Origin of the sequence: Bordetella ansorpii (assembly GCF_900078315.1) — a bacterium.
Taxonomy (GTDB): Bacteria; Pseudomonadota; Gammaproteobacteria; order Burkholderiales; family Burkholderiaceae_B; genus Bordetella; species Bordetella ansorpii.
Genome location: NZ_FKBS01000014.1, coordinates 839,374 through 852,163, shown reverse-complemented (window position 1 = coordinate 852,163; position 12,790 = coordinate 839,374). Strand labels below are relative to the sequence as shown.

Genomic DNA, 12,790 nt, shown 5'->3' with positions numbered 1-12,790 from the left:
CTGATCCAGGGCTATTTCGCAGCGGATATTCTCATGACGCATACCACCCCTTCCACCAGCCCCAACGGCCTGTCCCGGCCGCTGTTGCTGCTGCTCTCCGCCAGCACCGGCCTGGCGGTGGCCTCCATCTATTACAGCCAGCCCATGCTGGGCATCCTGGGCGAGGACCTGCACGCCAGCGGCAACGCGGTCGGCTGGATTCCCACGCTGACCCAACTGGGCTACGCGCTGGGCATCCTGCTGCTGGCGCCGCTGGGCGACCGCTACGACCGCAAGCACATCATCCTGGCCAAGGCCGCCGTCCTGTTCCTGGCGCTGCTGGCCAGCGCGCTGGCACCGTCCATCGGCGTACTGCTGGCCGCCAGCCTGGCCGTCGGCCTGACCGCCACGGTGGCGCAGGACATCGTGCCCGCCGCCGCCACGCTGGCGCGTCCCGAACACCGCGGCAAGGTGGTGGGCACGGTGATGACGGGCCTGCTGTTGGGCATCCTGCTGTCGCGCGTGGTCAGCGGCTTCGTGGCCGAGCAGTTCGGCTGGCGCGGCATGTTCCTGGCGGCGGCGGCCAGCATCCTGGCGCTGATCGCAGCCATGTGGCGCGGCCTGCCTTCCTTCCAGCCGTCCACGCGCATGTCCTATGGCGCACTGCTGGGCTCGCTGGCGACGCTGTGGCGCCAGCACGGCCTGCTGCGCCGCGCCGCCATCGCGCAGGGCCTGCTGGCCGTGGGTTTCAGCGCCTTCTGGTCGACACTGGCAGTGATGCTGCATCAGGCGCCGTTCCAGCTGGGCGCCGCCGCCGCGGGCGCCTTCGGCCTGGCCGGCGCGGCCGGTGCGCTGGCCGCGCCGATGGCCGGCCGCATCGCGGATCGCCGGGGCCCGGACGTGGTCAGCCGTGCCGGCGCCCTGCTGACGGCCCTGTCGTTTGCCGTGATGGTGCTCTCGCACTGGCTGTCGCCGCATGCCGCGCTGTGGCTGATCGGCGCGGCCGCCATCGGCTTCGACCTGGGCATCCAGGTGTCGCTGATCTCGCACCAGACCATCGTCTACGGCATCGATCCGGCCGCCCGCAGCCGCCTGAACGCGGTGCTGATGACCTGCGTGTTCATCGGCATGTCGATCGGCGGCGCGCTGGGCAGCTACGCGCTGGCCCGTTGGGGCTGGATGGGCGTGACGGCGCTGGGCACGCTGGCGGGGCTGGCCGCGCTGGTGTTGCGCTCGCTGCCCGCGCCCCGCGCCGTCCGGGTGGCGCACGCCTCCTGATCCGGACAGCAAGGAACCACGTCGCGGCAAGGCCTTCGGACCTTGCCGCGATGCTTCCTGGCACGGTGCCGAGCGTGGGCTCGGGCATCAGGCAAGGCAGGCGATCGCCTTGCTCCCGGCCCCTCCGCCACGAACAGGGGGCACGGAATGCCTCAGTGCAGGCTGTGCGGCATCGAAGTCTGCAGCTCGGTCACGTTGTCGGGCAGGCCGACCACGCGCATGCGGTCCAGCACTTCGAATACGCCGTCCACCGCCATGATGGCGTCCACCAGTCCGGCATGCTCCGACGCAGGCACCCGCCCGCCCAGATAGACGGATCCGTCCGTCACCGTGACCTCGATGTTCGCGGGCCGGCTGACCAGACGTCCCAGACGGGTGCGCACACGGCCCTCCAGTTGCTGGTCGCTCTCGGGGGCCGGGCTGCCCTTGATATGGGCAGCCGCGCCGCGCACATGATTGGCCAGATGCCGCCCTTGGGCGCGGGCGTAGCGCCCCGCGTTGTGATAATTCGACATGGCCTTGTCGCGCGCGACGGCACGGCGGCGGCGGCCGGTGTCCGGATCCAGGAAGTACATGGCGGCGGCGCCCGCGGCGACGGCCGCGGCCAGATTCAGCAGGGCTTTCACAAAGGCTCTCCTTCAAACGGAAAAGGTCCCCGCCAGCGGTAAGAAGCGCCGGCAGGCCAGGTTCCGCCAGCACGAGCCATACCTGCCGCGCCTCGCAGCGCCAGCATTCGCAAAGGCGTTACCTTTTTTCAATCTTCGGCCAAATTCTGCAAGCGTTACCCTTTCGAAGGAGTTTTTTGATAACAATAGAGGACACCCGCTCGCTTCCCGGAGGCCATGTTGGACCCGATCCTCGCCCAGTTGTCGGTATCGATGCCGAACGCCAAATCCCTCGAAGATCTGACGCGCCCGCTGCTCGAGATGCTGGGCGCGGTCACGGGCCTCGAATCCACCTATCTCACTTCGATCGACCTGGAAAAAAGCGAGCAGCACATCCGTTATGCGCGCAACGCCGGCGAGATGAACATCCCCGAAGGCCTGACCGTACCCTGGTCCGACACCCTTTGCCGTCGCGCGCTCGAAGAAGGCCGCATGTACACGGACGACGTCGGCTCCTGCTGGGGCGACTCCGACGCCGCCCGCCAACTGGGCATCCAGACCTACGTCAGCGCGCCCGTGCGCGCCGGGGACGGCGCGTTGCTGGGCACGCTGTGCGGCGCCAGCGCCGGGCAACAGCCGCTCAGGCCCGACGCCGAGACGGTGCTGCGCCTGTTCTCCAACATCGTGGCGGGCTACATCGAGCGCGAGCGCCTGATGGACAACCTGAAGAACGCCAACAGCCAATTGCACGCTTATGCGATGACCGACACGCTGACGGGCCTGCCCAACCGGCGCTCGCTGTTCGAATCGCTGCAAACCCTGCTGGCCAAGGGCGTGAATCACGGCAACAGCGTGCTGGTGGGCGTGATCGACCTGGACGGTTTCAAGGCCATCAACGACAACTACGGCCACCAGTGCGGCGACCAGTTCCTGCAACAGATCGCCAAGACGCTGAGCGCCGCGCTGGGCCCTGACGACGTGCTGGGCCGCATCGGCGGCGACGAGTTCGTGGTGGCCGGCCCCGGCCCCGCCATCGCCGGCAGCGACAGCCAGCCGGGCCGCATCATCGACAACGGCGGCCCCCAGGCCGCCGCCAGGCTGCTGCAGGACCGCATCGGCACGGCCACCATCGGGGACGCTACCAACTGGGCGAGCGCTGGCTGGACTACGGCGGCGCCAGCGCCGGCATCGTGGCGGTCGAACCCACCGACCTGGGCGCGGATGCCGCCGTGCGGCTGGCCGATTCATTGATGTACGAAGTCAAGCGCACCCGCAAGCGTTCCATCCGCGAGCGCTGAACATTCAGCGATGCGGGGTATCCGGGTCGTCGGCCGCCAGGCCGGCGCCCAACCCCAGGCCCAGCCCGGCACCAGCGCCGCCGCCGCCCATGCCGCCTCGGCCCGCGCCACCGCCCCCCTCCTTGCCACCGTCCGCCTTGCCGCGCGCGGACGACGCCACGGCACGGGCCGGCCCTTGACGTGGAATCACGACGCCGGCCGGCACCGGTTCCAGGTTCAGTACGGCGCGAATGAAATCTCGCAGCGACACGACCAGTTCCGCCGTGTGGATCGGCCGTCCGGCCGCGAGCTCCGTCGCCGCATGCGCGGCCAGCCGGACCTGCTCTTCCGTGCCCAGCAGGATGATGTCCGACAGGGCCGCCTCGACCGTATCCCGCATGCGGCGCGCGCGGTCGGATAGCGGCAGCGCCCCCGGCGGTTCCACCGCGAGCGGGTCCTGCGCCGAGGCAACCGGGGGGCCGGCCAGCGCCTCCCGCTGCGCCAGCCGCAGGTCGCGCAGATGTCTGGGATCGACCGACAGGTTGCCGGTAAACGAGCCGCCCAGTGTCTTGTAGGCGGCGATCAGGGTGCGCAGGCGCTCATTGATCTGCCGGTTCTCGCGCTCGCGCCGCTGTTGGATCGTCTGCATCACCAGCAGACGGATGCCCACGCCTATCAGCGTGATAAGCGCCAGGCCCAGCAGCGTGGACAGCAGGCCTTGCCAGGAAGTGAAATCCAGATTGCGCATGGAATGTACTCGTCGGGGCAGAGGAAGCATCTTGCCAGAAGCCGCCCCGGCCCTGGCGCGAACGGCCCGTGACGGGCAACATCACCCCCGTCAGGGTCTATCCTGTTTTTTTCGCTGCGCCGCAATATACTGCGCGCCTCTCCCCTCTTTTCGCCGCGCGCCCTTGCCGCCGCGCCGGCGCCGCATCATGACCTCCGCCTCCACCACCGCCCCTCTGGGCCGGGCCGGCCTGTACCTGCTATTGGCGGGACAGCTGCTGCCCATGATCGACTTTTCCATCGTCAACGTCGCCCTGGATGCCATGGCCCATTCGCTGCATGCCAGCGAAGTGGATCTGGAATTGATCGTGGCCGTCTACGGCGTGGCCTTCGCCGTCTGTCTGGCCATGGGCGGCCGGCTGGGCGACAACTACGGCCGGCGCAGGCTGTTCTCATGGGGCATCCTGCTGTTCACGGTGGCCTCGGCCCTGTGCGGCCTGGCCCATTCGGTGTGGCTGCTGCTGGCTGCCCGGGCCCTGCAGGGCGTGGCCGCCGCGCTGGCGGTGCCGCAGATCCTGGCCACCATCCACGTCTGCCTGCGCGACCGCGAACACTCCCGCGCGCTGAGCCTGTACGGGGCCATCGGCGGCCTGGCCTTCGTGATCGGCCAGGTGCTGGGCGGCCTGCTGGTGTCGGCGGACGTAGGCGGGCTGGGCTGGCGCCTGGTGTTCCTCATCAATCTGCCCATCGGACTGGTGGTGCTGGCCTACACCCGCAGGCTGATTCCCGAAACGCGCTCGCCGCATCCGGCCAGCGTCGACCGGCCCGGCACGCTGCTGCTCGCGCTGGTCATCCTGTGCCTGCTGCTGCCGCTGTCGCTGGGGCCGCTGCAGCATTGGCCGTGGGTTTACGTGGCCATGCTGGCGGCGGTGCCGGTGCTGCTGGCGGCGCTGTGGCGCACCGAACTGGGCCTGGAGAAACGCGGCCGGTTGCCGCTGTTGCCGCCCAACCTGCTGCGCCTGTCCAGCATCCGGTTCGGCCTCTTGATCGCGGTGCTGTTCTTTGCCTGCTGGAGCGGCTTCATGTTCGCCATGGCGCTGACGTTGCAGGCCGGCGCGGGCCTGACGGCCCTGCAATGCGGCAACTGCTTCGTGGCCATGGGCCTGGCGTATTTCGTGGGCTCCATCCTGACCAACCGCGCCGCGGCGCGCTTTCGCAAGACCTCGATCCTGCTGTTCGGCTGCGTCGTGACGATGACGGGCGTGACGGGCCTGGTATTGACGCTGTGGCATGTGTGGCCCGAGCCCAGCCTGTTCAACCTGATCCCGGCCACCGTGCTGATCGGCTTCGGCCAGGCCTTCATCGTGGCCAGCTTCTTTCGCATCGGCCTGTCCGAAGTGCGGCCCGAGCAGGCCGGCGCGGGCAGCGCCACGCTGTCCACCGTCCAGCAGGCCGCGCTGGGCCTGGGCCCGGCGTTGTCCGGCGCCGTGCTGACGCACTTCCTGGGCCGCACCGGCCGCGACTACCACCACGCCATCACTGCCGTGCTGGTGGCAGAGGTGTGCGTGATCCTGGTGCTGGCCGTGTCGACGGCCCTCTACGCCCGGCGCGAGCGGGCCGGCCGCAACCGGTAACATACGGCGCAACATGACGGCCGGCGCAACGCGACCGGCCGCGGGAGACGCCATGAATCTATCCGTGCGCCACATGCGGGCCTTCACGGCCCTGGCCAGCCTGCGCAGCTTCACCCGCGCGGCCGAGCACTGCTGCCTGACGCAAAGCGCCTTCAGCGCCCTGATCGCCAACCTGGAAAGCGACCTGGGCGTGAAGCTGTTCTCGCGCAATACGCGCAACGTCGAGCTCACCGCCGAGGGCCAGGCCTTCCAGGAGATCGTGGCGCACCTGCTGCCCGAGACCGAACGGGCGCTGGCCGAGATGCGCGACCACGTCGAGCGGCGCAAGGGCAAGGTGGCGCTGGCGGCCCTGCCCTCGATCTCGGCCGGCATCCTGCCCGGCCTGATCGCGCGTTACTCCGCCGCCTATCCCGGCATCGCGGTCCACGTGGAAGACGTGGCCAGCACGGTGTGCCTGGACATGGTGCGCGACCGCAAGGTGGATTTCGCGCTGTGCGCCGCCGCCTCGCCCAGCGTGGACCTGGACATCGAGGTGCTGGCGCGCGACACCTTCTACCTGATCTGCGCCGACGGCCACCCGCTGGCCCGGCGCCGGCACCTGGAAGTGCGGGACGTGATCGACCTGCCCATCATCGGCTTCGAGCGCAACAGCAGCATCCGCCAACACCTGGACGCGGCCGTGTATCCCCGCCAGTGGCGGCGCGGGCATCAGGTCAACAGCCTGTCGACCGCGGCGGGCTTCGTGGCGGCCGGCCTGGGCGTGACCATCGCCCCCACGCTGGCGCTGTACCAGTTCCGCATCGCGGGCCTGCGCGCCGTGCCGCTGACACTGCCCATCAACGAACGCGACATCTGCCTGGCGCGGCGCCGCGACGCGGCCGACTCGCTGGCCGCGCAGGCGTTCATCGGACTGATGCGCGAACACCTGCCGCCGGCGGTACAAGCCATGGCGCCGCCCCCGGCAGGCAAGCGGGCCCGGTGACAAATCCAATTCAGTTAATTACCAACTGAATTCATCAAAATTATCCATCTATCGACTGAGAGCACGGCGCTAGGATTCCCCTCAGAAGCACACACAAACATCGACGCTTCCGAGGAGACACCACCATGCAACGCATTGCTCGCGCCCTTGCCGGCGCCTGCCTGGCCGCCGCGCTGGGCGCGACATCCATCGCATCCGCAGCCGACGCCTTTCCCGACCGCCCCGTCCGCCTGATGGTGGGCATGGCCCCCGGCGGCTCGAACGACACCGTGGCCCGCCTGGTGGCCGCCGAACTGTCCAAGTCGTGGCCGCAGCCCATGATCGTGGAGAACAAGCCCGGCGCCAACAGCACCATCGCCACCAACGAACTCAAGCGCGCCACGCCCGACGGCTACACGCTGATGCTGGTGATTTCCTCGCACGTCACCAACACGCTGCTCTATCCCAAGCTGAACTACGAGCTGAAGGACTTCGCGCCGGTCTCGCTGATCGCCAACACGCCCTTCCTGCTGGTGGCCAACCCCGCCTTCCCGCCCAATGACGTGAAGGCGCTGATCGCCAAGGCGAAGTCGCAGAAGGACGCCATCGACTTCGGCACGCCGGGCCAGGGCTCGACGCAGCACATCGCCATGGAAATGATGGACCAGATGGCGGGCATCAAGCTCAATCCCATTCCCTACAAGGGCGGCGCGCCCGCGCAGAGCGACCTGCTGGCCGGCCAGATCCCGCTGATCTTCGCCACGCCCACGCAGAGCATGCCCTTCGTGAAGCAGAACAAGCTGAAGGCGCTGGGCGTGACGTCCCCCCAGCGCCTGCCGCAACTGCCCGACGTGCCCACGCTGGCCGAGTCCGGCATTCCCGGCTACGAGGCCGACGTGTGGTTCGGCATCATCGCGCCCGCCGGCACGCCGCCCAAGGTGGTGGACTTCCTGCACAAGGAAATCGCCCGCGTGGTGAAGACACCCGAGATGCAGGCCAAGCTGACCGACCTGGGCCTGACGCCCTTGAACGAATCGCCCGCGCAGTTCCAGCAATTGATCGACCGCGAGCAGACCAAATGGTCCGGCGTGATCAAGCAGGCCAACATCAAGCTCGACTGAGCCCTCCTCGAACGACCCTCTTCGAATACTCACCAGAAGCGACCCGACCATGTCCCTCATCGAATCCGTCTCCGTCTGCATTGCCCGCGTGCCCCTGTCGAACCCCGTCACCTTCGCCACCCGCCAGGTGAAGGCGCGCGAATACTGCCTGGTGCGCGTGCGCACCCGCGATGGCCATGAAGGCCTGGGCTATTGCTACGCCGTCAACAGCGCGGGCCGCCTGCTGGCGGTGGCCGTGACCGACCTGCTGGCGCCGCGCCTGATCGGGCAAGACTCGCTGCGCGTGGAAGGCCTGTGGAGCGAGCTGTACCAGGAGGCGCTGCTGCTGGGCCGCGCCGGCGGCGTGGTGCGTGCGCTGTCGGCGCTGGACACCGCGCTATGGGACGTGAACGCCCGCCGCGTGGGCCTGCCGCTGTACCAGTACCTGGGCGCGGTGGCGCACGACCGCGTGCCCGCCTACGCCAGCGGCGGCTATTACCTGCCAGGCAAGACGCCCGACAAGCTGGCCGCCGAGATGGCCGGACACGTCGCCGAGGGCTTTCGCGCCGTAAAGATGAAGGTCGGCCTGGAAAGCGTGGCCAACGAACGCAAACGCATCGCCGCCGTGCGCGAAGCCATCGGCGAGGACGTCCGCCTGATGCTGGACGCCAACAACGCCTGGCGCGACCTGCCCACCGCGCTGGAATACCTGCGCGCCTTCGAGCCCTACCATCCCTTCTGGATCGAGGAACCGTTCTCGCCGGACGACATCGAGAACCACGCGCGGCTGGCGCGCGCCACGCCCGTCACCGTGGCCACCGGCGAGATCGAGGCCGGCCGCTGGCGTTTCCAGGAATTGATCACGCGCGGCGCGACCACGCTGCTGCAGACCGACGCCACCGTGTGCGGCGGCATCACCGAATTCCGCCGCATCTGCGCCACGGCCGACAGCCACGGCATCACCGTGGCGCCGCATGCCTGGCACGACGTGCACGTGCACCTGGTGGCCAGCACGCCCAACGCCACCTACGTCGAATGGATGCCGGACGACCACATCGTCAATTTCCGCCGCCTGATCGACCGCCAGTTGCAGGCGCGCGAGGGCCAGTTGCTGCTGCCCAAGGAACCCGGCCTGGGCTTCAACTTCGACCCCGCCGCGCTGAAGGAGTATGGTGTGGTCTACCCTGGCGCTCAGGACATCTGGCAAACCATTCAATGACCGATACACGCACCCGCGGGCCCGCGCTGGGCCTGCTGCTTTCCGATTCCGTAGACCAGCAGCACGGCCCGCGCCTGGACGCGCTGGCGCAATCGGCGGGGGTGCGCTTGCAGCGCCATCCGCTGTCGCGCGCGGCGCAGGCGCTGCCCGACCTGCATGCGGCGTTCTTCTCGCGCGAGCTGTACGCGGGCAGTTCGCTGCGCAAGCCGGGGCCGCTGTCCAACGCCTTCTTCCAGGTGGCTGATGCCGCGCCCAACCTGCGCTGGCTGCACGTGTTCTCGTCGGGCCGCGACCTGCCGCAATACGCGGCGTCGCTGGCGCGCGGCGTGCGCGTCACCAGTTCCACCGGGGTCTCCGCCAAGCCGATCGCCCAGACCGCCGTGGCCGCCATCCTGGCGCAGTCGCGCGGCTTCGATCACTGGCTGGCCGCGCAGGCGCGGCGCGAATGGTCGCCCCTGAGCGGCGACGCCCGTCCGCGCGAACTGGAGTCGCTGCGCGTGCTGCTGGTCGGCACGGGCGCCATCGGCGGCGAGATCGCGCGCCTGCTGACGGCGCTGGGCCTGCACGTCACCGGCGTGCGCCGCCGTCCCGAACCCGATCCCGCCTACGCGGCGGTGCTGCCGCTGGACCAGCTGGACCAGGCCCTGCCGCAGTGCGACTGGCTGGTGCTGGCGCTGCCGCTGACACCCGACAGCGCCGGCATGATCGACGCCCGCCGCCTGGCGCTGCTGCCCGCCCATGCGCGCATCGCCAACATCGCGCGCGGCGAACTGATCGACGAACCCGCGCTGGCCGACGCGCTGGCAAACGGCCGGCTGGCGGGCGCCTATCTCGACACCTTCGTCGAAGAGCCGCTGCCGCAAGCCTCGCCGCTGTGGGGCATGCCGCAAGTGTGGGTCAGCCCGCACAACAGCGCGGCCTCGCGAGGACACGAGGAACGCGTCGTGGATGCCTTCGTGCGCGAACTGGAGACCGAACTGCGTATGTGCACAACGGCGGGCTGACGCAGGCGCACGCTCGGGCAGGCGGTTTCGCCTGCCCGCAAAAATATTTTTTCTTTCCTGCATCCGGATGCGGGGCTGGCGTGTAGTCCCTATGACGGGCCACGCAAACGCCGTCATCCCCCTTCCTTCAGATGCAGGAGACTTTCCATGACTTTCACGCATGCCACCCTCGCCCGGACCGCCGCCGTCGCCACGATCGGCCTGTTGAGCGCCTGCGGCGCCATGTCCCCCATGGCTTACGATCAATCCCGCCTGCCCGCGGAAGTGAAGGTGCCGTCCGGCAACCGCGTCGCCTGGGAAACCGTGGGCCGCGGCGATGTCACGTACGAATGCAAGGCCAACAAGGCCGGGCAACCCGAATGGACCTTCGCCGGACCGGACGCGGTGCTGGAAGACCGCATGGGCAAGCAGGTCGGCAAGTACTACGGCCCGCCCGCCACCTGGGAAGCCATGGACGGCTCCAAGATCACCGGCACGCAGGTCGCGGTGGCGCCGGCCGGCGCGGGCAACCTGCCCTATCAGCTGGTCAAGGCCAATCCCGCCATGGGCAGCGGCGCGATGACCGGCGTGACCTACATCCAGCGCGTCGCGCTCAAGGGTGGCGTGGCGCCGATGTCGCCGGCTTGCACCAGCGCCTCGATGGGCCAGCGCACCGTCGTGAAATACCAGGCCGACTACATCTTCTGGAAGGCCAACTGAGCGGCAGGGCGGATCACGGGCGGCGGCCTCGCGGGCCAGCCGCCTGACGTTCTCCTGTAAGATGGGCAGCCCTCAAGTGTGCGCCGTGCACCGCGGCGCGCCCAGACGCCCTCTTCGCCCTGCATGCCGCCCTCTCCAGACGAAGCGTTCGACTATGAAGCCGCCGTGCAGGCCTGCGCGCGCCAGCAGCGCGACGCGCTGCATGCGCTGTATCGTCAGGAAGGCGCGCGGCTGCTGGGCGTGGCGCGCCGCATCGCGGGCAACACCGCGCTGGCCGAGGACATCGTGCACGACGCCTTCGTCAACATCTGGAACCACGCCGGCCGCTTCGATGCGTCGCGCGGCTCCGCGCGCGGCTGGATCTACAGCATCACCCGCAACCAGGCCTTGAACACCGTGCGCGACTACGGCCGCGCCTACACGCTGGACGAAGACACCGTCGAACGCCTGGACGCGGAAGCCGCCCTGCAGGAATGGCGGCAACGCGGCGCCTTCGCGCACTGGAGCGACGACGCCCACCGCCTGTCCGCCTGCCTGGACCAACTTCCCGCCGAACGGCGCCGCTGCATCGTGCATGCCTATGTCGAGGGCCTGACCCACACCGAAATCGCCCAGTTGGTGAACACGCCGCTGGGCACCGTCAAGGCCTGGATCACGCGCAGCCTGAAGTCCCTGCGGGAGTGCCTGTCATGAGCGCCCCCCTGGAATTCGACGACGCACACGACGCGCTGGCCAGCGAATACGTGCTGGGCACGCTGCCCGAGGACGAACGCGAGTACGTGGAAGCGGCCCTGGAGCATGACGCGCAACTGCGCGCGGCCGTCGCCTGGTGGGAAGCGCGCCTGGCCCCGCTGGCGGAACTGGCCGAACCGGTCACGCCCTCGGACAAGCTGTGGAAGCGCATCTCGGGCAGCATCGGCGGCCGCAGTGCGAAACCCGCCTTCCGCATCCGCCGCAACCTGCGGCCCGCCTGGGGCGATTTCAATTTCTGGCGCGGCCTGGTCTCGGCCGGCGTGGCCTTCGCGGTACTGTTCTCGGTCGTCCTCTACGTGCGCAAGCCGCTGATGCCGCCGCGCTACGTGGTGGTGCTGGTGGCCCCGCAATCGCAGACGCAGGCCCCGGGCTGGATGGTGCAGGCCGCCGGCCACGACGCCGTCAAGCTGGTGCCGCTGGGCATGACCACGGTTCCCCAGGGCCGGGCCCTGGAGTTCTGGACCAAGGCGGACGACTGGCAGGCGCCGGTGTCGCTGGGGCTGGTGCAACCGGGCCAGGCCGTGGAGATCCCGCTGGACAAGCTGCCGCCCCTGGTGCCGAACCAGTTGTTCGAACTGACGCTCGAACCCGCCACCGGCTCGCCGGTCGGCAGGCCCACGGGGCCCATCCAGTTCATCGGGCGCGCCGTCCGGGTGATGTAAGCGGGCCGGCGGGCAGTCTGCTACCACCTGTTACCAACCCATGCCCGCCAAAGCGAGGCCACCTCCGTTTCCCTGCCTGCCTTTGTGTAAACTGCTGGGCTTTTGACCCTCACGGCATGGAGCAGACCGCCAGGCGCGCAGGGTCCGGCGGCCCGGCGTTCATACGCTTGCTGGCACGCCTGACCGCGACCCACGTCCCAGAATCCGGACAACCCCTGTCTGACCAGCTCGGCCAATGGCTGACCTGGACCGACGCGGTTGCGCTGTCCGCCGTCCTGGGCGAAGGCCGTCCGGTCGTGAAAGCCACGGCCCGCGAAGACGACGATCCCGCGCGCGACGTCGCGCGGCTACGCGCGGACCTGACCAACGCCATCGTCCACGACGGCGTATTCGCCCCGGCCAAGCCTTCCGGCACGAAGCGTCCGCCCCCCGTGGCCATGTCGGCCCCGGCCGCCGATGCCGAACCCGAGTACGCCGTCTACCGCCAGCGCTACCTGGCGCTGCAGCAGACGATGGAAACGGGCATCGGCAATCTGCGCAGCCGCCTGCGCGGCATGCTGGCCGCCCGCGCATCGGAGGCCCGCACGCCGGATGCCCGGATGCCGGACTTCGCCGGGCTGGCCCTGGTGGATGCCGTCATGGAGCGCTCACTGGGCGCGCGCGAGCGCGTGCTGCTGACCTCCGTGCCGAGGCTGCTGGAAAAGCATTTCGATCAACTGCGCCAGGCCGCGCAGGCCGGCGCCGACGCGCAAGCCGCATCGGCCGCCACCGTGCCGCCCGCCTGGCTGGAAACGTTTCGCACGCACATGCAACAGGTATTGCTCGCCGAACTGGATGTTCGCCTACAACCGGTGGAAGGGGTGCTGGCCGCCCTGCAAAGCCGCTGAACAGAA

13 protein-coding genes are annotated in these 12,790 nt (G+C 69.3%); 11 read left to right on the top strand and 2 right to left on the bottom strand.

The window, feature by feature from the left end:
• The first annotated feature begins 33 nt into the window (after nucleotides 1–33).
• Nucleotides 34–1,257 (top strand): MFS transporter, encoded by a 1,224-nt coding sequence (locus tag A7W11_RS11580; protein ID WP_066412059.1) that lies wholly within the window; start codon nucleotides 34–36, stop codon nucleotides 1,255–1,257.
• A 152-nt stretch (nucleotides 1,258–1,409) separates the two neighbouring features.
• On the opposite strand, the gene A7W11_RS11575 is transcribed toward A7W11_RS11580, so the two are convergent.
• Nucleotides 1,410–1,883: a BON domain-containing protein gene (locus tag A7W11_RS11575; RefSeq protein WP_066412056.1), complete on the bottom strand. Its 474-nt coding sequence runs from the start codon at nucleotides 1,881–1,883 to the stop codon at nucleotides 1,410–1,412.
• A gap of 216 nt (nucleotides 1,884–2,099) precedes the next feature.
• Here A7W11_RS11575 and A7W11_RS11570 point away from each other — a divergent pair, with 216 nt between their 5' ends.
• The gene (locus tag A7W11_RS11570; protein ID WP_328587202.1) at nucleotides 2,100–3,113 is read left to right on the top strand and encodes a sensor domain-containing diguanylate cyclase; all 1,014 of its coding nucleotides are present in this window, start codon (nucleotides 2,100–2,102) and stop codon (nucleotides 3,111–3,113) included.
• Nucleotides 3,114–3,164: 51 nt separating this feature from the next.
• On the opposite strand, the gene A7W11_RS11565 is transcribed toward A7W11_RS11570, so the two are convergent.
• Entirely contained in the window at nucleotides 3,165–3,887 is a 723-nt protein-coding gene (locus A7W11_RS11565; protein ID WP_066412055.1) for a hypothetical protein, read from the bottom strand.
• Between the two features lie 187 nt (nucleotides 3,888–4,074).
• Here A7W11_RS11565 and A7W11_RS11560 point away from each other — a divergent pair, with 187 nt between their 5' ends.
• The 9 genes from A7W11_RS11560 to A7W11_RS11520 all read left to right on the top strand — a co-directional run bounded on the left by A7W11_RS11560 (nucleotide 4,075) and on the right by A7W11_RS11520 (nucleotide 12,784).
• Nucleotides 4,075–5,499 carry an MFS transporter gene (locus A7W11_RS11560; protein ID WP_066412049.1) on the top strand — a complete coding sequence of 475 codons (1,425 nt, stop codon included), beginning with the start codon at nucleotides 4,075–4,077 and terminating at the stop codon, nucleotides 5,497–5,499.
• 52 nt (nucleotides 5,500–5,551) lie between these two features.
• A complete protein-coding gene (locus A7W11_RS11555; protein WP_066412047.1) occupies nucleotides 5,552–6,481 on the top strand; it encodes a LysR family transcriptional regulator in 930 nt (309 codons plus the stop codon).
• Nucleotides 6,482–6,606: 125 nt separating this feature from the next.
• Complete coding sequence (locus A7W11_RS11550) at nucleotides 6,607–7,581, top strand: Bug family tripartite tricarboxylate transporter substrate binding protein (RefSeq protein ID WP_066412037.1); 975 nt, start codon at nucleotides 6,607–6,609, stop codon at nucleotides 7,579–7,581.
• A gap of 49 nt (nucleotides 7,582–7,630) precedes the next feature.
• Nucleotides 7,631–8,779 carry a mandelate racemase/muconate lactonizing enzyme family protein gene (locus A7W11_RS11545; protein WP_066412025.1) on the top strand — a complete coding sequence of 383 codons (1,149 nt, stop codon included), beginning with the start codon at nucleotides 7,631–7,633 and terminating at the stop codon, nucleotides 8,777–8,779.
• Nucleotides 8,776–9,783, top strand: coding sequence for a D-2-hydroxyacid dehydrogenase (locus A7W11_RS11540; protein WP_066412023.1), 1,008 nt, complete (start codon nucleotides 8,776–8,778; stop codon nucleotides 9,781–9,783). Before A7W11_RS11545 ends, A7W11_RS11540 begins: the two co-directional genes overlap by 4 nt.
• Before the next feature lie 147 nt (nucleotides 9,784–9,930).
• Nucleotides 9,931–10,482: a DUF3455 domain-containing protein gene (locus A7W11_RS11535; protein WP_066412021.1), complete on the top strand. Its 552-nt coding sequence runs from the start codon at nucleotides 9,931–9,933 to the stop codon at nucleotides 10,480–10,482.
• Nucleotides 10,483–10,605: 123 nt separating this feature from the next.
• Complete coding sequence (locus A7W11_RS11530) at nucleotides 10,606–11,175, top strand: sigma-70 family RNA polymerase sigma factor (RefSeq protein WP_066412012.1); 570 nt, start codon at nucleotides 10,606–10,608, stop codon at nucleotides 11,173–11,175.
• Nucleotides 11,172–11,897: an anti-sigma factor gene (locus A7W11_RS11525; protein ID WP_066412010.1), complete on the top strand. Its 726-nt coding sequence runs from the start codon at nucleotides 11,172–11,174 to the stop codon at nucleotides 11,895–11,897. Before A7W11_RS11530 ends, A7W11_RS11525 begins: the two co-directional genes overlap by 4 nt.
• A 116-nt stretch (nucleotides 11,898–12,013) precedes the next feature.
• Nucleotides 12,014–12,784 carry a DUF3348 domain-containing protein gene (locus A7W11_RS11520; RefSeq protein WP_066412007.1) on the top strand — a complete coding sequence of 257 codons (771 nt, stop codon included), beginning with the start codon at nucleotides 12,014–12,016 and terminating at the stop codon, nucleotides 12,782–12,784.
• The last annotated feature ends 6 nt before the right edge of the window (nucleotides 12,785–12,790 follow it).